We start from the raw sequence: 20252 nt of genomic DNA, 5'->3' as shown, positions 1-20252 counted from the left end.
GCTTTACAATTGGCTTGAACACCTTTATTGTATCGCGTTTGGAGTTTTTTTGGTATAACCTTCAACGCGCACTCGCATAGCGGGTGGTTTATTTGTCTCGCACCTGACGGAGCGAGACGGACTAATAGTCACATAATAAAAAAGAACACCAGTGGTGTTCTTTTTTATCTGACTCCGCCAGTAGGACTCGAACCTACGACATCATGATTAACAGTCATGCGCTACTACCAACTGAGCTATGGCGGATAAAAGCTAAGCGACTTCCATATCTCACAGGGGGCAACCCCCAACTACTTCCGGCGTTCTAGGGCTTAACTGCTGTGTTCGGCATGGGTACAGGTGTATCTCCTAGGCTATCGTCACTTAACTCTGAGTAATACCTACTCAAAATTGAATATCTATCAAATACCAAGAAAACCTTTCGCTTTCGTATCCTCAGTTACTTTGGATAAGTCCTCGAGCTATTAGTATTAGTCCGCTACATGTGTCACCACACTTCCACTTCTAACCTATCTACCTGATCATCTCTCAGGGCTCTTACTGATATATAATCATGGGAAATCTCATCTTGAGGTGGGTTTCACACTTAGATGCTTTCAGCGTTTATCCCGTCCCTACATAGCTACCCAGCGATGCCTTTGGCAAGACAACTGGTACACCAGCGGTAAGTCCACTCTGGTCCTCTCGTACTAGGAGCAGATCCTCTCAAATTTCCTACGCCCGCGACGGATAGGGACCGAACTGTCTCACGACGTTCTGAACCCAGCTCGCGTGCCGCTTTAATGGGCGAACAGCCCAACCCTTGGGACCGACTACAGCCCCAGGATGCGACGAGCCGACATCGAGGTGCCAAACCTCCCCGTCGATGTGAACTCTTGGGGGAGATAAGCCTGTTATCCCCAGGGTAGCTTTTATCCGTTGAGCGATGGCCCTTCCATGCGGAACCACCGGATCACTAAGCCCGACTTTCGTCCCTGCTCGAGTTGTAGCTCTCGCAGTCAAGCTCCCTTATACCTTTACACTCTGCGAATGATTTCCAACCATTCTGAGGGAACCTTTGGGCGCCTCCGTTACCTTTTAGGAGGCGACCGCCCCAGTCAAACTGCCCGTCAGACACTGTCTCCGATAGGGATAACCTATCCGGGTTAGAGTGGCCATAACACAAGGGTAGTATCCCAACAACGTCTCCTTCGAAACTGGCGTCCCGATCTCATAGACTCCTACCTATCCTGTACATGTGGTACAGACACTCAATATCAAACTGCAGTAAAGCTCCATGGGGTCTTTCCGTCCTGTCGCGGGTAACCTGCATCTTCACAGGTACTAAAATTTCACCGAGTCTCTCGTTGAGACAGTGCCCAAATCATTACGCCTTTCGTGCGGGTCGGAACTTACCCGACAAGGAATTTCGCTACCTTAGGACCGTTATAGTTACGGCCGCCGTTTACTGGGGCTTCAATTCATACCTTCGCGTTACCGCTAAGCACTCCTCTTAACCTTCCAGCACCGGGCAGGCGTCACCCCCTATACATCATCTTACGATTTAGCAGAGAGCTGTGTTTTTGATAAACAGTTGCTTGGGCCTATTCACTGCGGCTGACTTAAAGTCAGCACCCCTTCTCCCTAAGTTACGGGGTCATTTTGCCGAGTTCCTTAACGAGAGTTCTCTCGCTCACCTGAGGCTACTCGCCTCGACTACCTGTGTCGGTTTGCGGTACGGGTAGAGTATGTTTAACGCTAGAAGCTTTTCTTGGCAGTGTGACGTCACTAACTTCGCTACTAAACTTCGCTCCCCATCACAGCTCAATGTTATAGATATAAGCATTTGACTCATATCACACCTCACTGCTTAGACAGACACTTCCATTCGTCTGCTTTAGTTAGCCTACTGCGTCCCTCCATCACTACATACTCTAGTACAGGAATATCAACCTGTTGTCCATCGGATACACCTTTCGGTCTCTCCTTAGGTCCCGACTAACCCAGGGCGGACGAGCCTTCCCCTGGAAACCTTAGTCTTACGGTGGACAGGATTCTCACCTGTCTTTCGCTACTCATACCGGCATTCTCACTTCTATGCGTTCCAGCACTCCTCACGGTACACCTTCATCACACATAGAACGCTCTCCTACCATACCTATAAAGGTATCCACAGCTTCGGTAAATTGTTTTAGCCCCGGTACATTTTCGGCGCAGGGTCACTCGACTAGTGAGCTATTACGCACTCTTTGAATGAATAGCTGCTTCTAAGCTAACATCCTAGTTGTCTGTGCAACCCCACATCCTTTTCCACTTAACAATTATTTTGGGACCTTAGCTGGTGGTCTGGGCTGTTTCCCTTTCGACTACGGATCTTAGCACTCGCAGTCTGACTGCCGACCATAATTCTTTGGCATTCGGAGTTTATCTGAGATTGGTAATCCGGGATGGACCCCTCACCCAAACAGTGCTCTACCTCCAAGAATCTCTAATGTCGACGCTAGCCCTAAAGCTATTTCGGAGAGAACCAGCTATCTCCAAGTTCGTTTGGAATTTCTCCGCTACCCACAAGTCATCCAAGCACTTTTCAACGTGCCCTGGTTCGGTCCTCCAGTGCGTCTTACCGCACCTTCAACCTGCTCATGGGTAGGTCACATGGTTTCGGGTCTACGACATGATACTAATGCGCCCTATTCAGACTCGGTTTCCCTGCGGCTCCGTCTCTTCAACTTAACCTCGCATCATATCGTAACTCGCCGGTTCATTCTACAAAAGGCACGCTCTCACCCATTAACGGGCTCGAACTTGTTGTAGGCACACGGTTTCAGGTTCTATTTCACTCCCCTCCCGGGGTGCTTTTCACCTTTCCCTCACGGTACTGGTTCACTATCGGTCACTAGGGAGTATTTAGGGTTGGGAGATGGTCCTCCCAGATTCCGACGGGATTTCTCGTGTCCCGCCGTACTCAGGATACTGCTAGGTACAAAGACTATTTTAAATACGAGGCTATTACTCTCTTTGGCTGATCTTCCCAAATCATTCTTCTATAATCTTTGAGTCCACATTGCAGTCCTACAACCCCGAAGAGTAAACTCTTCGGTTTGCCCTCCTGCCGTTTCGCTCGCCGCTACTAAGGCAATCGCTTTTGCTTTCTCTTCCTGCAGCTACTTAGATGTTTCAGTTCACTGCGTCTTCCTCCTCATATCCTTAACAGATATGGGTAACAGGTAGTACCTGTTGGGTTCCCCCATTCGGAAATCCCTGGATCATCGCTCACTTACAGCTACCCAAGGCATATCGTCGTTTGTCACGTCCTTCTTCGGCTCCTAGTGCCAAGGCATCCACCGTGCGCCCTTATTAACTTAACCTTATTTTTGACCTTTCAGTCATAAACTCTTTTAATACTACAGCGTTTCGGTTTATTTTCTTGTTACTATTTGATATAGATATTCAATTTTCAATGTGCATTACTTGGTGATCTCTCACCAATGGAGCCTAGCGGGATCGAACCGCTGACCTCCTGCGTGCAAAGCAGGCGCTCTCCCAGCTGAGCTAAGGCCCCACAAGACCTCTCAAGACTAAACAAGACCAATGCGCAGTTCCTTATCCTTAGAAAGGAGGTGATCCAGCCGCACCTTCCGATACGGCTACCTTGTTACGACTTCACCCCAATCATCTATCCCACCTTAGGCGGCTGGCTCCTAAAAGGTTACCTCACCGACTTCGGGTGTTACAAACTCTCGTGGTGTGACGGGCGGTGTGTACAAGGCCCGGGAACGTATTCACCGCGGCGTGCTGATCCGCGATTACTAGCGATTCCGACTTCATGTAGGCGAGTTGCAGCCTACAATCCGAACTGAGACTGGCTTTAAGAGATTAGCTTGCCGTCACCGACTTGCGACTCGTTGTACCAGCCATTGTAGCACGTGTGTAGCCCAGGTCATAAGGGGCATGATGATTTGACGTCATCCCCACCTTCCTCCGGTTTATTACCGGCAGTCTCGCTAGAGTGCCCAACTAAATGATGGCAACTAACAATAGGGGTTGCGCTCGTTGCGGGACTTAACCCAACATCTCACGACACGAGCTGACGACAACCATGCACCACCTGTCACCTCTGTCCCGAAGGAAAACTCTATCTCTAGAGCGGTCAGAGGGATGTCAAGACCTGGTAAGGTTCTTCGCGTTGCTTCGAATTAAACCACATGCTCCACCGCTTGTGCGGGCCCCCGTCAATTCCTTTGAGTTTCAACCTTGCGGTCGTACTCCCCAGGCGGAGTGCTTAATGCGTTAGCTGCGGCACTAAACCCCGGAAAGGGTCTAACACCTAGCACTCATCGTTTACGGCGTGGACTACCAGGGTATCTAATCCTGTTTGCTCCCCACGCTTTCGAGCCTCAGCGTCAGTTACAAGCCAGAGAGCCGCTTTCGCCACCGGTGTTCCTCCATATATCTACGCATTTCACCGCTACACATGGAATTCCACTCTCCCCTCTTGCACTCAAGTTAAACAGTTTCCAAAGCGTACTATGGTTAAGCCACAGCCTTTAACTTCAGACTTATCTAACCGCCTGCGCTCGCTTTACGCCCAATAAATCCGGACAACGCTCGGGACCTACGTATTACCGCGGCTGCTGGCACGTAGTTAGCCGTCCCTTTCTGGTAAGATACCGTCACAGTGTGAACTTTCCACTCTCACACTCGTTCTTCTCTTACAACAGAGCTTTACGATCCGAAAACCTTCTTCACTCACGCGGCGTTGCTCGGTCAGACTTCCGTCCATTGCCGAAGATTCCCTACTGCTGCCTCCCGTAGGAGTCTGGGCCGTGTCTCAGTCCCAGTGTGGCCGATCACCCTCTCAGGTCGGCTATGTATCGTCGCCTTGGTGAGCCGTTACCCCACCAACTAGCTAATACAACGCAGGTCCATCTGGTAGTGATGCAATTGCACCTTTCAAACAGTTATCATGCAATAACTGCTATTATGCGGTATTAGCTATCGTTTCCAATAGTTATCCCCCGCTACCAGGCAGGTTACCTACGCGTTACTCACCCGTTCGCAACTCATCCAGAGAAGCAAGCTCCTCCTTCAGCGTTCTACTTGCATGTATTAGGCACGCCGCCAGCGTTCGTCCTGAGCCAGGATCAAACTCTCATTAAAAGTTTGAGTTCTCACTCATTTCTGTCACTGACAGATTTATTGTTTTTTCATTGTTCAGTACTACAACGTCAGTTGTAGCGCCCTGCACATTGGTTCGTCTTGTTCAGTTTTCAAAGGTCTTTGTCACTCAATCTCTCTCAAGCGACAACTATATTAGTATATCACAGCTGTCGACCTATGTCAACACTTTTTTGAAACTTTTTTGAACTTTTTTCATCAAGTGTTCCATCCGCAACATACCATAGTCCGTACGGGATTCGAACCCGTGTTACCGCCGTGAAAAGGCGGTGTCTTAACCCCTTGACCAACGGACCTTGAGTTTTTCAACTCTTTCTATTATACCTACTTTTTCCTCTTTGTCAAGATCTTTTTTGACTATCTTCAGTTTATCTAAAATCACTCAATACCACTCTTAATTCTCCTAGAAGTGCCTTACGTCCTTTGAAACATTCTCCTCCCATCAGACGTTCTAGTTGTTCTTGTTTTTCTTTCCCCTGACTTGCCTTGTAATTCTTTAGAAGCTCATGAAAGAGATAATAATCATCCAGTCTCAGGCCTTTTTCTCCTAGGCGATGGCTGATTTCGCTTACCTCTTCATAGGGTTCTTTATCGAAACGGCGCTTATGACTTTCCTGTTTGCGGATGTAGTCTAGGATGCGATTGCGGAATTTGGTTTTAAAGCAGACATATAGTCGGCGACGTTCACCAACTAGTAACTCTGGATGGTGACTGACCAGCTCATACAGGCACATCATCCCCTCCTGGTCCCAGTCCTCTTTCTCCCACAGATGTAAATGGTATTCTTTGCGGCACTTATGGACAATCCCCTTACTTTCTTCGTATAGTTCTTTCAGATTCATAGACCTCTCCTTTCTGCATTTAGTTTAGCAAAATGCGCGAGCCCCTGAGTCTACTTTCTCTATTCTATACTTCTTCCTCCCTCAACGGCACATAAAAAGAGAGGCACTGCCTCTCTGGGGTTATTTTTCTTCACTCATTTTTGATTTTACTTCATCATAAGATAGGGCATGGGATTCCTCTTCTACAGTCTCAGGCATTTTTCCTGTTTCGTAAAGAGATTTAATTTGTGTACTATCCAATGTTTCGTATTTCAACAATGCTTCTGCAATCAACTTGTGGGTTTCACGATTTGATTGAATAATTTCAGCTGCTTTGTTTCGTGCCTCATTCAATAATGAACGAACTTCCTCATCAATCTCATAGGCTGTTTGTTCTGAAATTGATTTTTGAGGACTTTGTGCACCAAACATAGCATGGTTACCTTCGTATTGGACTGGGCCAAGTTTTTCACTCATACCATATTCAGTGACCATCGCACGCGCCATCTGAGTAGCTTGTTCAAAGTCATTTGAAGCTCCTGTCGTTTGGACATTAAAGATAATCTCTTCAGCTACACGACCACCCATGAGACCAGCCAATTGCTCTTTCATATCTTCTTTGGAAAGAAGCATTTGGTCTTCTTTAGGAAGTGCAATCATGTATCCGCCTGCACGTCCACGTGGCACGATGGTCACTTTATGAACAACACGAGCATTTGACAAGACTAAACCAACAATTGTATGTCCAGCCTCGTGGTAGGCAACCAATTCACGTTCTCTTTGTGATACTGTTTTATCTTTCTTAGATGGTCCAGCAATCACTCTGTCCTCTGCCTCATCAATATCTGAAGCATCAATGACTGCCTTGTTGCGACGGGCAGCAACTAAGGCCGCCTCATTTAGAACATTTTCCAAGTCAGCACCAACAAAACCTGGAGTTTGTTGGGCAACTAATTTCAAATCAACATCTTCTGCTAGAGGTTTATTTTTAGCGTGAACTTTCAAGATTGCTTCACGACCTTTAACATCAGGACGACCAACCAAGACTTTTCTATCAAAACGTCCCGGGCGTAGTAGAGCAGGATCAAGGACATCTGAACGGTTTGTTGCAGCGATGACGATAATTCCTTCATTTCCCTCAAAACCATCCATTTCAATTAAGAGTTGGTTCAAGGTTTGCTCACGTTCATCATTTCCTCCGCCGAGTCCGACACCACGTTGGCGACCAACAGCATCAATTTCATCGATAAAGATAATGGCTGGTGCTGCTTTTTTTGCATCCTCAAAAAGAGAACGAACACGGCTTGCACCAACTCCGACAAACATTTCTACAAAGTCAGATCCTGAGATGCTAAAGAATGGAACTCCTGCTTCTCCAGCAACTGCCTTAGCAAGTAAGGTTTTACCTGTCCCGGGAGGCCCCTCCAAAAGAACACCCGCAGGAATACGCGCACCAAGCTTTGTAAATCGTTTTGGATCTTTTAGGAATTCAACAACTTCGACTAATTCTTGTTTTTCTTCCTCGGCACCTGCAACATCTGAGAATCGTACCTTGATATCTTCTTTGTTAGCAGCCTTGGCCTTGCTACGTCCAAAACTCATTGGATTTCTACTATTATTTCCTCCCATATTTCCCATCATAGAGAATAGGAAGAAGAAGAGAATAGCAAATGGCACAACAGAGACAAGGATATTGATCCACATACCGCTTGAACTCTCATGCTTGACTGTTACTTCTGCCTGGTGTTCAGAAGCAAGTTTTTGCAATTCTGCAACTGTTGAATCCGATGGAAGAATGGTACTTGAGAATCTTTCTACTTTTGTGGCAGCAGGAGTGAAAAATTGAATCCCTGTTTCTTCTTTACTAGTCTTAGGATTTTTATAAACACCAGACACCTCAATGATACTACCATTTGGCTGATAGGTCAATTCTTTTACATTGTCGGCTGTAATTTCTTTTACCAATTCTGTATAGTTAATTTTTTCACTTTTTCCAGCAGCATTTCCAGAGTAAAAATACTGGAACCCTGTTACAAGGAAGAAGATAATTAACAAGTATAGAAATGGATTTCTAACTAAACCATTATTTTGTTTTTTCATTAAAGATAGATCTTTCTAATTTGAATAAACTTCCTCTTTCAACACTCCAACATAAGGAAGATTACGATAATTTTCTTTGTAGTCCAAACCATATCCTACTACAAACTCATTTGGAATAGTAAAGCAAGTATAATCCGCTTCAATTTCAACAACACGTCCCTCTGGTTTGTCCAACAAAGTCGCAATTTTAACCGAAGCTGCCTCTCTTGCAATAAACATATCTTTCAAATTCTTCAAAGTTTGACCTGTATCGATGATATCTTCTACAAATAGAATATGTCTTCCTTTGATATCTTGAGTCACGTCTTGCTTGATATTGATGACACCACTACTTGCTGTTCCACCATGGTAACTAGATACCATCATGAAGTCCATCTCAATATGTGTATCAATATGTTTGACCAATTCAGCCATAAAAGGAATTGATCCTTTCAAAATTCCAACAAGAATTGGATTTTTCCCCTCATATTCTTTTGTTAGTTGCGCACCTAGCTTTTTAGCTGCTTCTGTAATTTCATCATGTGAAACGAGGATTTTTTTAATATCGTGTTCTAACATCTTTTTACCTATCTATTTTTTCTATATAAAGTACAGTGTTCATTATATCATTTTTCGTGTTTTTACTCAAATCACTGATAGCAATTCCTAAAATTGAGACAATTTCTCCCAATTGCTCAATAATAGGGGTTGTTTTTCGTTTTTCAATAGAGATTTTCAAATCTATAAATAAACGTCTCAGTTTCTTTCGATGACCATTTAGGATAATAACATCGCCAGGTTTTCGACATCTAATATGTACAGATGTTTCCCGTGAAACCGTTACTTTTTGAACAAAATCCCCTTCAATAGGGATGCCAAAGGAAAATAAATAGCCCATATATCGAACTTGATTTTGATAGTGTAACACAAGTTCATCTTCCTTTTCATCAGCCTGAGGACTGATTTTGCAAACTCGAAAATATTGATACTCTTTTATCAATTTATAGCCATTTTTAAGAGAATGACGATACTGGCTTCTAGTTGCTAAAATCTGTCGAACTTCAGCAAACTGAGCCTTTGTCAGATTTAAGTCTGGAAATTGATTGAGATAGTTCTGGAGTAAAACCCCTTGAGTTTGTTGTGAGAATGAAAAGAGCTCATTCAAATCTTCCACATCAATCTGTTTAGAAAGCTCCGTTATTGTTGCTTGGTAATCTGAAATTTCCCTTCCTAAATCTAAAAGGGCGGATTTAAGACGAGGATTTTCTTTTTCAAGTTCTGGTAAATACCTATTTCGAATACGATTGCGAAAATAGGCATTTTCCTGATTTGTTTGATCTTCAAAATGAACAATTGGTGGAAAATCCTTTTTATGAAAAGGCAACAAGGGACGGAGGATTTCAATTCCATCAACTACTTGACTTTCTTTTATTCCTGTTAAATGACCTAGTCTACTTCCGCGAATCAAGCGCATCAAAATCGTTTCAACCTGATCATCTGCATGGTGGGCAGTAACCAAGGCTGTCGCTCCAACCTCTTTCATGATTTTTCTAAAAAAATCATAGCGAAACTCTCGAGCACGCGCTTCTGAAAAGTCTCCTGAAAAACTTGTGATATAAATAGGAAGTCCAGCCGCATCAGCTAACTTCCTTAGTTCATTTTCCTCCCAGTCAGACTCCCTTCTTTGCTTATGGTTGACATGTGCTAAAATCAACTCAATTCCCAACTCTTTTTGATAAGTGGACAATAGATGGAATAAAAACATTGAATCTAATCCGCCAGACAGAGCTAACACGATTTTAGAATGTTTTTTGAAATACTCTTTTCTGAGAAAATGATTTAAAAAATCCCGGTCCCTCATTTTAGAACCTCATAGACATCCTTGGCTATCTTAGCAATGGTGTCATAATCAGAATTTTTGGTGAAAATGGAAAGAACGAAAGGAGAGTCTGTATAGACAATGGCAGTATCATGTTTGAACTCGTCGGCATCTCCAATTTTATGAGCTACCTTAACCGAAACACCTTTCGCAATTCGTTGGTTATCAAAATTCGTCTTACTTAGAGACTCTAGTACAAAGCCATTCTGATTATAAATAGCTTCCATGACCTTTCCAGCCATTTTTGAAGAAGTTAATTTATCATTCACATCCCAATCTTCACCCATAATGGTGGACATTTTTTCTTTAAAAGCCCCGTCAGATTGATTGGTCACATAATAACCTAAAATATTATGAGCAACATTGTCAGACTCTTCTGTTATCTTGGTAATTAACTGTTGGAGACTGTAATCTTTGTTGTCTCCTGTTTTAGGTAAACTACCACTACCTTCTGGTTTATAGGATCCGGGAAAGCTATTTACCTCTGGGATATACTTGAAGCTACTGTCTAGCGTATATTCCCCTTGATTTATCTTATCTTGAGCATAATAAAGGTAAGTCAGTTTCAAGATGCTGGCCGAATAGAGTTTGCTGTCTTCATTCACCCCAGCTTCTTTTCCTGTACTCAGCTGTTTAACATAAATAGAATAATTTTCATTCTGATAGTTGTTTGACAAGACTTCTTGAACCTTCTGGATGCGATTGTCTTCTTCTGAGACGAACTCTTTGGATACCCACCCAACTTGATCAATATGAAGAAATTCTTGTCCCTCAGCAAAGAGGGTTCTATCTACTGTTACGCGTTGATAGGGAGAGAGGGATGAAGAAATTTCTTTAGCACCATAAGGACTGTTATAAATAACAAACCCCGGTTCCAACCATACTTGTCTATTTTGAGTTTGAACTTGACTTTGATCATAGATTAAACGCTTATCTGCAAGGATAAACTGATGATTGTTTAATTTAAAAACAGGAATACCTTGTCTATTCAAACGCCATTCTACGATTTTAAAGGTGGTTCTAGGAGTCAATTTTCCAGACTCCTTAACAAGATCTTCATTAGCATAAATAGCTGTCTCTCCATATACCATTGGGGATTCCAGAGTTTCTTTATAGTAGAATCCATGATCAGACTCAGTTAGATAATAAATTTCTTGTGAAGAGTAAGGAAGCTGTTTTTCTGTGCTAACTACTCTTGAAGTTATGATAAAAACAGATAGTAGCGATAACACTACTAAGAACTTACGCATTCTTCCCTTCCCTTTCTTCTTGTACTCGTAATAAATGATTCTTAGTTGCTAATTCCTCTAATTTTTCATCTGATAAACTTAAAAACTGCTCAACAACTTCTAATAAATTTTCCATGACATTACCTCGGAAGCAAATCAGGAATTGTATAAATTGCTTCTCGTTTCTTTGAGTAATAGTACTTGGCGCGTGCATATTTTGCTACATAGTCTTCATCTTTCAACTTTGCAGCAAAAGCAGATTCCTTATCCTTTTCATCACTAAGAGTTTGGTACTGCTCTTTCAACTCTGTCAATTGCTGGCGGCGTTGCAGTAACTGATTATAGCTTTGAGCCAAGTTATAAGTTGGTAAAATAAACAACAAAATCATCAAAATAAGGATCCAACCCATAAAACGATTTCGTTTTTGTCTCTCCTTCATCAGGTAACGACGACGTTGATGTTCATTTTGAATAAAAGGATTGTTCATCTGTACAATATTTTTAGACATTTTCTTCTACCCGTGTTTCACTGAGAATTTCGTACATGCCTGCTGCATCTTCTTTTTTTGTACTATCTTTCATCTCTAGTACTTTAACAAGCAACAACTTATTTCCAAAGCGAATTTCAACTTGGTCATCAACTTTTAAATCCGTTGAACTTTTGGCCAAGATTCCGTTCACCTTGATTCTACCTTTATCTGCTACTTCCTTTGCGACTGTGCGGCGCTTAATAATTCGTGATACTTTTAAATACTTGTCTAATCTCATTTTTATTACCTCAAATTATTATTGTACCATTTTTATCCTTTTTATAGAAGAAAAATGTCAGATGAGATTTGCTTCCTTTGATTCTTTTATCTCTAATAAACTTTCTCCAAAGATCAGCAGACCTTCTAAAATTTCATAATCCTTCTTGTTTCGGACATCAAATACGACTTCCATTAATCCTCTATTCTCAGCTATAGCTGCCTTTAAGTTCGTTGCAGATAAGGCTTTAAAATAATCTTGAGCCAAGAACAGTCGTTGAGTAATTTTTTCAAATTGAACTGTAATCTTATTTTCTTTTCTCTCCACACGTTCTACAAATACCTTGTCCAAGTAAGATTTGACCAAACCAATCTCTAAAAGATAGGCCACTACGTCTGGATATTCTCCAAAGCGATCCATCAATTCTTCTTGTAATTCTTCATAGTTGACACGGTTGTCAATTTGACGAATTTTCTTGTAAATCTCAATTTTATGTCGTTGGTCAGAAATATAAGTATCAGGAAGATAGGCATCGATTTGTAAAATCAACTCAGCATTTCCTTTGGTTCTTGTGTTCCCATTACCGTTACGTTTAGCGATAGCTTCCTCTAGTAACTGAGAATACAATTCAAAACCAACAGAATCAATGAAACCTGATTGGGATTTTCCTAGGAGATTTCCTGCTCCACGAATCGAAAGATCTCGCATAGCAATCTTAAATCCTGATCCCAATTCTGTAAACCCTTTGATTGCTTCTAATCTCTTCTCAGAGACTTCACTGATTGATTTTTCTGGACGATACATGAGATAGGCATAGGCAATGCGATTACTACGACCAACTCTTCCTCTTAATTGATACAAGGTTGATAAGCCCATATGATCTGCATTTTCGATAAATAAGGTATTTGCGTTTGGAATGTCAACTCCTGTTTCAATTATGGTAGTTGTCACCAAAATATCATATTGTCCTTCAATAAAGTCCAGTAGAGTATTTTCTAACTGAATTTCACTCATTTGTCCATGAACATACCCAATCGAAGCCTCTGGAATCAACTTCTGTAATTCTGAAACCTTCTGGTCAATCGTGTCAACTTTGTTGTAAAGATAGTAAACTTGACCTCCACGCTCCATTTCACGCAAGACAGCATCACGAATCACACTATCATTCTTTTCCAAAACATAGGTTTGAACAGGATAGCGATTGGTTGGAGGAGTTTCAATAACAGACAAATCTCGGATTCCCAGCATAGACATATGAAGGGTACGAGGGATTGGCGTAGCTGTCAAGGTTAGGACATCCACTTGTTTCTTTAACTCTTTCAAAGTTTCCTTATGCTTGACACCAAATCGTTGTTCCTCATCAATAATCATCAACCCCAAATCTGAAAACACAACATCTTTTGACAAAACACGATGCGTTCCAATCAAAATATCAACTTGACCATTTTTTAATTTTTCAAGTGTCTCTGCCTGCTCTTTTTTACTTCTAAAACGACTCAACACATCAATATTAACTGCAAAATTTTGGAATCGTTCCTTAAAATTCGTATAGTGTTGTTGTGCTAAAACCGTCGTCGGAACTAGAACGACAACCTGTTTGTGATCATTGACAGCCTTAAATGCTGCACGCATTGCAACCTCAGTCTTCCCAAAACCAACATCCCCAACCAAAAGTCGATCCATGGGATGAGAATCCTGCATATCTCTCTTAATTTCCTCAATACTACGAAGTTGATCATCCGTTTCAACATAAGGGAAAGCATCATCAAAAGCATGTTGCTCTTCATCATCATCTGAGAAAGCAAACCCCTTCAACTGACTACGCTCAGAATACAGTTTGATTAAATCGTCAGCTATATCCTCTACCTGGTTCTTAACTTTTTGCTTGGCCTTTTTGAAATGACCATCATTTAATTTATTTAGTTTAGGAGGTTTCCCATCACTTGAAACATATTTTGACAGCAATTGAATCTGCTCTACTGGGATGGAGATTTGATCCCCATTTTGATATTGAACACTGACATAATCACGGTGAATGCCTTTGATTTCAATTGTTTCGATTCCTAGATATTGACCAATTCCATGGATATGGTGAACAACGTAGTCCCCTTTTTCAAGTTCATTATAATCTTTTAATCGCTCTGCGTTTGAAGCATATTGTCTTCGAAAACGACGTTTTAATTTCTTTTGAAAAATCTCATGTTCAGTAATGAAGAGAATTTTTTCATCTACAAAATGAAAACCATGTCTTAGATTACCCTCAATCAGGTTTACAGATTCTTTACAGATACTTGACTTATCTTTGGAATCCAATTTGACCTGGTATTCCTCTAAAACATCCTCCAATGTTTTACTTCCCATTGAATTGCTAGACTGCAAAACAATGGTGTAGTCCATTTTTTTGTATCGCTCAATCTCTTCTTTAAGAAAAGAAAACTGATTGAAAAACTCTTGCATGGGGTATTGATTAAATTGATAAATGTGATCAAACTTGAGGTTTCCTAAGCCCTTTTGCAGATTAGAGAAAAAGGTAACTGGACTTTGTTTTTTATAGGTTTGCTCTGTTTCTGCAAAATAATGCATACCAGAAAATGCTTTACTATTCTGTAAATCTTCTGTAAAGTATTGTGCTAATTCTCTTTCAAAGGTTTCATACTGATTCATCAATTTTTGATAGTCATCAAAGAATACTGGCGTATCTTTTTCATTATAATCAAATACAGTCCATGTTTTATCATAACATAAGGACAAAAATTTTCGACTATCTGAATGTGTTTGTCTTTGATGAAAACTTGACAAAATTTCTTCCAAGTATGATTTTAAAATTGGTGATAAGGTCTTCGAAATTTGCTTTTCTAAAGCTGACTGACCTCGTAAATAGTCACTTTCTTTTAAAAGCATATCACTAGCTGGAAAGATTGTGAGTTCTGTCTGATTTTCTTTTGATAATTGTGTTTCTACTTCAAAAGTTCGGATTCCATCTACTTCATCGCCAAAAAACTCGATTCGGAAAGGTTCTAACTGAGACATCTCAAAAATATCTAAAATGTCTCCTCGAATACTAAACTCACCTTGTGTCTGTACTTGAGTAACTTTTTGATATCCAATTTCCTTTAACCAGTGAAGTAGCTCATGTTGGTCATATTCTTCGCCAACCGCAATTTTTATAGTACTTTCTTTAAATCTAGTCGGAGAGGGTAAAATTAACCGACTCGCTGCGATATTACAAACTAAAATCCCTTTCTTAGATGGATCACTCAAAAAACGCAAGGCCTCAGCCCGCGAAATGATTTTTTCTTGCGAAGACATCAAAAACTCTACCATAGGAGAGTCATCTACCAAAAAAGGATAGACAAGTTCCTCTCCTAAGAGAGAAAGAAGATCACTGATAATTCGTTCTGCTTCTCCATAAGTCGAGGTCAGTAACACAACCTTATTTTCTTTTTTTAGACTACTTGCAATTGCAAGAGCCTTGGTAGAAGTTGACAGACCTAGTATTAGTTGTCTTTTCTTATCTGTCAGATTTTGATGCCATTTTTTTATCTGGTCATTTTCTGAGAATAAATCTAATAAAGTCACCATTTATCCATTATACCTCTGCATCGTTTTCTCAAAGTTTTTCTCTTGTAAATAGTAGTTTACAGCTTCGTCAACTTTGTCAATAGACTGTAAAATACCTACATAGTCATCCTGATCAAACTTACTTAAAACATGGTGAACCAGTGAAATACCTTTTTTAGGTCTGCCAATACCTATTTTAACACGGTTAAAGACCTGAGTACCTATATGTTGAATAATAGACTTAATACCATTATGACCACCAGCTGACCCCTTTGCTCTTAAACGAATTTTCCCAACTTCCATGTCAAGGTCGTCGTAAATAACGAGTAAATCTTCAATATCCAAACCATAGTAAGTCAATAAAGCATGAACAGCTTTCCCGCTTTCATTCATAAAGGTCGTTGGTTTGACAAGATAAATTTTTTCGCCATTAAGGAAAAAAGATGCTAGGTCAGCTTGAAATATCTTGTCATGTGTAAAGGTGACATTTTGTTTTTTAGCCAATTGGTCAATCAACATAAATCCAACATTGTGCTTGGTTTCAAAATATTTATCCCCTGGATTTCCTAATCCAACAAGTAATTTAGTCATTTATTTTCCTTTCAAAAGCCAAAAGGGTTGGAATTTTTTTCCAACCTAATTGACACTATTGGTTAAATATCTTTAGACATTAAAGCGGAATTCCATGATATCGCCATCTTGAACGATATATTCTTTTCCTTCTTCACGCAAGCGCCCAGCTTCTTTTACAGCCTTTTCAGATCCATATTTCACTAGATCCTCATATGACATGGTTACTGCACGAATAAAACCTTTTTCAAAGTCTGAGTGAATAATACCAGCTGCTTGAGGAGCTTTCATACCACGCTTAAAAGTCCAAGCGCGAACTTCTTTTTCACCAGCTGTGAAGTAAGTTCCGAGTCCAAGCAAGTGGTAAGCTGCACGAGTCAACTTGTCAACGCCTGATTCAGTCAACCCAAGTGCTTCAAGAAATTCTTGCTTATCTTCATCATCTAACTCGGAAATTTCTTCCTCAGCACGCGCGGAAATAACTACCACCTCAGCATTTTCTGTCGCTGCAAATTCTCGAATTTGTTTAACATAGTCGATAGAATCTGGATCTGAAACTACATCCTCATCCACATTGGCAACATAAAGAACTGGTTTAGTGGTCAAAAGGAAGAGACCTTTAACAACCTTTTGTTCTTCATCTGTAAATTCAATGGTACGTGCTGATTTTCCATCTTCAAGAACAGGTTTAATCTTTTGAAGAACGTTAAACTCTGCTACTGATTCTTTATCTTTTTGCGTACGTGCCATCTTTTCTACACGCGCATAGCGTTTATTGACTGATTCTAAGTCAGCAAGAATCAACTCCAGGTTAATGGTATCAATATCTGCAAGTGGATCCACAAAGGCGTCTTCACGTCCTTGCTCGCGCATCACATTTTCATCATCAAATGCACGCACAACATGAACAATCGCGTCTACTTCACGGATATTGGCCAAGAATTTATTACCCAACCCTTCTCCTTTTGAAGCTCCTTTTACAATCCCTGCAATATCTGTAAATTCAAAGGTTGTCGGGACTGTCTTTTTAGGTGTGATCATTTCAGTTAGTTTTTGTAGGCGTTCATCTGGAACTTCTACCATCCCAACATTTGGATCAATAGTCGCAAATGGGTAGTTTGCTGCCTCTGCTCCTGCTTTTGTAATTGCATTAAAAAGGGTTGATTTACCAACGTTTGGCAAACCAACGATACCTGCTGTTAAAGCCATAGTTTCTCATTCTCCGTTCTCATTTCAATCCCTAACATTATAACACAAAAAGGGAAAACTTGCTAACCCTCTAACTAAGGGTTCTTAGTCAATAATCTTATTCATTTTTCGTTCAAAATCATAGCGACTCATCATGACAAGGTGGTCACAATTGCTACATTTGATTTTGATATCTGCCCCTACGCGTGTAATTTCCCAACGATTAGCTTTTTTTCCTGTTGATTTAATGGTGCAAGCATGTGTTTTTTTCATCTCAACAAAATTTCCAACTTGATACATACTACTCTCCTTTTCTTTTTTGATTATATCATAAAAGAGGCGAGCCAGGCTCAACCTCTTTAACTTAATTTGTACGAACTGGTGTGATGAGCTGCATGAAGTCTTCGTCAGTATCTGCTGGCACAAGAGTAAATGGACGAACAGCTGAGATAAAGCTAATAGTTACCTTTTCGCTATTTAAAGCCTTGAGAGAATCAATCAAGTAAGTTGGGTTGAAACTAATAGTTAAATCATCACCAGTCACCTGCTCCGTATCGATTTCTTCGTTTACTTTACCAACTTCTGGAGAGTGAACATGGGCGCTAACAACTCCACATTTAATTTCAAGCTTCACAGTACCATTTTGAGTCGCACTTGATAAGAGGCGAGCACGCTCCATTGACTGGCGTAAATTTACCACGTCAAAAGTAATTGTAGTATTAAAGTCTGTTGGAATCAAACGATCTGTATCAGGATAGTTTCCTTCTAGGAGACGAGTGTAGAAGCTAATATTTTCGCTTCTAAAGAGGATTTGATTATTTGCAAAGAAAATCTCCACAGTTTCAATATCATCCGTAAATACAGCTGAAAATTCGCGTAGAGAGCGACTAGGAATTACCACATCGAAATCATCGCCATTTTTTTTAAGAGTCAATTTTTTCTGGCTAAGGCGATGAGAGTCTGTTGCAACTGTTTTTAGTTCCTTGTGTTGGCTCAATACAAAATGAACACCTGTTAAAATTGGACGACTTTCTTGCGTACTTGCAGCAAAAGCTGTTTCATTGATAATTTTCTTGAGTAGTTTGGTTTCAAGAACCAAAGGAGTGCTTGCTGAAATTTCTTGGATTCGTGGATATTGTTCGCTATCTTTTCCTTTTAAGGTGATTTCTGATTTTCCACTTGTTAAGACAATTTGTTTTTGTTCAATCTCTTTGAAATCAAGTGTTACATCTGGAAGACTAGATACAACATTGATAAAGAAAGAAGCCTCAAGAAGAATCGAACCTAAGGAAGTAATCAAGAGGCCAGCATCTTCATTCTTTTGAGAAATGAAATTTTCAATAGAAATTTGACCGTTTGATCCAATCAAAATAATTCCTTCATTGGTAACATCAATTTTAATGGTTGATAAAATTGGAATGGCATTTTTTGAGCTAATTGCTCGTTTTGTAGTATTTAGGGCTTGTAGAAATAAATTTTTATTAATTGAAAAATGGATCATGGATTCTCCTTTATTTATTTTTAGTATTAGAAGGATAATAGAAATAATAGAGTGTGTGAATTCTGTGGAAAACTGATTTCTATTTAATGACTTCAAGCTTTTTAGCTTGTTTAAAAAATGTGGATAAAAAAGATAAGAAAGGAAAAGTTATCCACAAGCTACTTAATTTTCTTTTTGATTGCTTCTATTTCTAAACGTAAATTATCGTCTTCGTCAATCAAGGATTTAATTTTAGCATGGGCATGAATAACGGTGGTGTGATCCTTTCCTCCGAATTCTTTTCCGATTTTTGGAAGACTATTATCTGTCAGTTCTCTAGCTAGATACATGGCTACTTGACGCGCCAAAACGATATTCTGAACTCGTCTCGTCCCCTTCATTTCTTTGACACTCACTCCATAAAAATTACCAACTTCAGTTTGGATTTTGTCAATTGGAATGACTAGCAGTTGGCTAACATCTTGTTTGCGAGCTCTGATAGCTTCAGCAGCGATATCAATGGTGATATCCTTAATCTTCTTTACTCTGGCAATTAAAGTGATATCGTTGATTGCTCCTTCAAGTTCTCGAACATTTGAATCGAATTGACCTGCTAGGTATTCTAGTGTATCGCTTTGAAAATTATAGTCCAAATGTTCCGTTTTACTTTGAAGAATGGCAATTCGTGTTTCAAAGTCAGGTGGTGTGATATTTTGAGTCAAGCCCCAGCTAAAGCGCGTGACAAGTCTTTCCTCAAGGCCCTCTAAATGTTTAGGACTTCGGTCACTAGTCAGAACGATTTGTTTTTGATTGCTATGAAGAGCATTGAAGGTATTGAAAAATTCTTCTTGAGTTGCAACTTTTTTACCGCTGAGAGATTGGATATCATCGATCAGTAAGAGATCAAGGCTACGGTAAGTCTTTTTGAATTTCTCCATTTCCCCAAGTCTCAGGTGTTCAAGAAAATCATTGATAAAACTTTCAGCAGGAATATACTTAACCCGAGCTTCAGGAATATTTTTTAGAATTTCATTTCCGATAGCATTCAGTAAGTGGGTTTTCCCTAGTCCAGGACCACCATAAATGAAAAGGGGATTATAAGTCAAGGCGAGATCTTCGGAAACAGCCAGAGCAGCAGACTTAGCCCAGATATTCCCATCTCCTTGAATAAAGTTATCAAAGGTATATTTTTCCTTCAATCCTGTTTCAGAATATGGAATAGCAAGATTGGCCTGTGAAGCAACATAATGATTGCTATTTTCAGAATCCATGACATAGGTTGAAGATTCTTCCTCAGGCTTTGTTAAGACAAATTGAGTTTTTATTTCAGTATCATAAACTTCAAAACCAGCAGCCACAATGATATCTTTGAGTTGTTTTTTCCAAACCATTTCCATTTCAGGTCTAGGTAAAAAGATAGTAGCTACATTTCCCTCCACTTTTATGAGTTCAGCAGGTGTGGCATAGAAATCGTACATGGAACGTGTCAATCTTTCTTGAGCCAATTCCAAGATTTGATTCCAAAATTGTTTTTCTTTCAC

Annotated in this window: 14 protein-coding genes, 3 tRNA genes and 3 rRNA genes; all 20 read right to left on the bottom strand. The window is 40.3% G+C overall.

All coding sequences use genetic code 11. From position 1 onward, the window contains the following. Nucleotides 1–172 precede the first annotated feature (172 nt). The 20 genes from GOM48_RS00095 to dnaA all read right to left on the bottom strand — a co-directional run bounded on the left by GOM48_RS00095 (nt 173) and on the right by dnaA (nt 20252). Nucleotides 173–246, bottom strand: a tRNA-Asn gene (locus GOM48_RS00095). 5 nt (nt 247–251) lie between these two features. Further along, nucleotides 252–367 (bottom strand): 5S ribosomal RNA (gene rrf, locus GOM48_RS00090). A 77-nt stretch (nt 368–444) separates the two neighbouring features. Further along, a 23S ribosomal RNA gene (locus tag GOM48_RS00085) occupies nt 445–3347 on the bottom strand. Nucleotides 3348–3468: 121 nt separating this feature from the next. Beyond that, nucleotides 3469–3541 (bottom strand) — tRNA-Ala (locus tag GOM48_RS00080). Between the two features lie 51 nt (nt 3542–3592). Further along, a 16S ribosomal RNA gene (locus tag GOM48_RS00075) occupies nt 3593–5139 on the bottom strand. Together the 16S, 23S and 5S rRNA genes with 3 tRNA genes alongside form the textbook arrangement of a ribosomal RNA operon. A gap of 242 nt (nt 5140–5381) precedes the next feature. Next, nucleotides 5382–5453 (bottom strand) — tRNA-Glu (locus GOM48_RS00070). A gap of 72 nt (nt 5454–5525) precedes the next feature. Then, entirely contained in the window at nt 5526–5999 is a 474-nt protein-coding gene (locus GOM48_RS00065) for a sigma-70 family RNA polymerase sigma factor (protein ID WP_197906202.1), read from the bottom strand. Between the two features lie 120 nt (nt 6000–6119). Next, the gene (gene ftsH, locus GOM48_RS00060) at nt 6120–8078 is read right to left on the bottom strand and encodes an ATP-dependent zinc metalloprotease FtsH (RefSeq protein ID WP_235097608.1); all 1959 of its coding nucleotides are present in this window, start codon (nt 8076–8078) and stop codon (nt 6120–6122) included. A gap of 15 nt (nt 8079–8093) precedes the next feature. Further along, nucleotides 8094–8636 carry a hypoxanthine phosphoribosyltransferase gene (gene hpt / locus GOM48_RS00055; protein ID WP_061418811.1) on the bottom strand — a complete coding sequence of 181 codons (543 nt, stop codon included), beginning with the start codon at nt 8634–8636 and terminating at the stop codon, nt 8094–8096. A gap of 4 nt (nt 8637–8640) precedes the next feature. Continuing rightward, the gene (gene tilS / locus GOM48_RS00050; protein ID WP_235097607.1) at nt 8641–9918 is read right to left on the bottom strand and encodes a tRNA lysidine(34) synthetase TilS; all 1278 of its coding nucleotides are present in this window, start codon (nt 9916–9918) and stop codon (nt 8641–8643) included. Continuing rightward, nucleotides 9915–11186 (bottom strand): serine hydrolase, encoded by a 1272-nt coding sequence (locus GOM48_RS00045; RefSeq protein ID WP_235097605.1) that lies wholly within the window; start codon nt 11184–11186, stop codon nt 9915–9917. Before GOM48_RS00045 ends, tilS begins: the two co-directional genes overlap by 4 nt. After that, complete coding sequence (locus GOM48_RS09745; RefSeq protein ID WP_061418802.1) at nt 11179–11301, bottom strand: SP_0009 family protein; 123 nt, start codon at nt 11299–11301, stop codon at nt 11179–11181. The genes GOM48_RS00045 and GOM48_RS09745 overlap by 8 nt, the downstream gene beginning before the upstream one ends. Before the next feature lie 4 nt (nt 11302–11305). Then, nucleotides 11306–11674: a septum formation initiator family protein gene (locus tag GOM48_RS00040; protein ID WP_235097603.1), complete on the bottom strand. Its 369-nt coding sequence runs from the start codon at nt 11672–11674 to the stop codon at nt 11306–11308. Beyond that, nucleotides 11667–11933, bottom strand: coding sequence for an RNA-binding S4 domain-containing protein (locus GOM48_RS00035; RefSeq protein WP_001234975.1), 267 nt, complete (start codon nt 11931–11933; stop codon nt 11667–11669). The genes GOM48_RS00040 and GOM48_RS00035 overlap by 8 nt, the downstream gene beginning before the upstream one ends. A 57-nt stretch (nt 11934–11990) precedes the next feature. Then, complete coding sequence (gene mfd / locus GOM48_RS00030) at nt 11991–15494, bottom strand: transcription-repair coupling factor (protein WP_235097601.1); 3504 nt, start codon at nt 15492–15494, stop codon at nt 11991–11993. Then, on the bottom strand, nt 15495–16064 hold the full coding sequence (gene pth / locus GOM48_RS00025) for an aminoacyl-tRNA hydrolase (protein ID WP_235097599.1): 570 nt from the start codon (nt 16062–16064) through the stop codon (nt 15495–15497). Between the two features lie 72 nt (nt 16065–16136). Beyond that, entirely contained in the window at nt 16137–17252 is a 1116-nt protein-coding gene (ychF, locus tag GOM48_RS00020; RefSeq protein ID WP_001218700.1) for a redox-regulated ATPase YchF, read from the bottom strand. An 84-nt stretch (nt 17253–17336) separates the two neighbouring features. After that, nucleotides 17337–17531 (bottom strand): DUF951 domain-containing protein, encoded by a 195-nt coding sequence (locus GOM48_RS00015; RefSeq protein WP_139658191.1) that lies wholly within the window; start codon nt 17529–17531, stop codon nt 17337–17339. Nucleotides 17532–17595: 64 nt separating this feature from the next. Further along, entirely contained in the window at nt 17596–18732 is a 1137-nt protein-coding gene (gene dnaN, locus GOM48_RS00010; RefSeq protein ID WP_235097598.1) for a DNA polymerase III subunit beta, read from the bottom strand. Nucleotides 18733–18890: 158 nt separating this feature from the next. Further along, entirely contained in the window at nt 18891–20252 is a 1362-nt protein-coding gene (gene dnaA / locus GOM48_RS00005; RefSeq protein ID WP_000660603.1) for a chromosomal replication initiator protein DnaA, read from the bottom strand.

It is taken from the genome of Streptococcus oralis (assembly GCF_021497885.1).
GTDB classification, from domain to species: domain Bacteria; phylum Bacillota; class Bacilli; order Lactobacillales; family Streptococcaceae; genus Streptococcus; species Streptococcus oralis_BQ.
Note: the sequence above shows the minus strand (reverse complement) of the source record. Positions and strands in the feature narration are given on the sequence as shown.

Coding starts and splice junctions, on each gene's coding strand:
- GOM48_RS00040 (WP_235097603.1), bottom strand. CDS start 11,674: ATGTCTAAAAATATTGTACAGATGAACAATCCTTTTATTCAAAATGAA.
- ftsH (WP_235097608.1), bottom strand. CDS start 8,078: ATGAAAAAACAAAATAATGGTTTAGTTAGAAATCCATTTCTATACTTG.
- GOM48_RS00035 (WP_001234975.1), bottom strand. CDS start 11,933: ATGAGATTAGACAAGTATTTAAAAGTATCACGAATTATTAAGCGCCGC.
- mfd (WP_235097601.1), bottom strand. CDS start 15,494: ATGGTGACTTTATTAGATTTATTCTCAGAAAATGACCAGATAAAAAAA.
- GOM48_RS00065 (WP_197906202.1), bottom strand. CDS start 5,999: ATGAATCTGAAAGAACTATACGAAGAAAGTAAGGGGATTGTCCATAAG.
- dnaN (WP_235097598.1), bottom strand. CDS start 18,732: ATGATCCATTTTTCAATTAATAAAAATTTATTTCTACAAGCCCTAAAT.
- pth (WP_235097599.1), bottom strand. CDS start 16,064: ATGACTAAATTACTTGTTGGATTAGGAAATCCAGGGGATAAATATTTT.
- ychF (WP_001218700.1), bottom strand. CDS start 17,252: ATGGCTTTAACAGCAGGTATCGTTGGTTTGCCAAACGTTGGTAAATCA.
- tilS (WP_235097607.1), bottom strand. CDS start 9,918: ATGAGGGACCGGGATTTTTTAAATCATTTTCTCAGAAAAGAGTATTTC.
- hpt (WP_061418811.1), bottom strand. CDS start 8,636: ATGTTAGAACACGATATTAAAAAAATCCTCGTTTCACATGATGAAATT.
- GOM48_RS00045 (WP_235097605.1), bottom strand. CDS start 11,186: ATGCGTAAGTTCTTAGTAGTGTTATCGCTACTATCTGTTTTTATCATA.
- GOM48_RS00015 (WP_139658191.1), bottom strand. CDS start 17,531: ATGTATCAAGTTGGAAATTTTGTTGAGATGAAAAAAACACATGCTTGC.
- GOM48_RS09745 (WP_061418802.1), bottom strand. CDS start 11,301: ATGGAAAATTTATTAGAAGTTGTTGAGCAGTTTTTAAGTTTATCAGAT.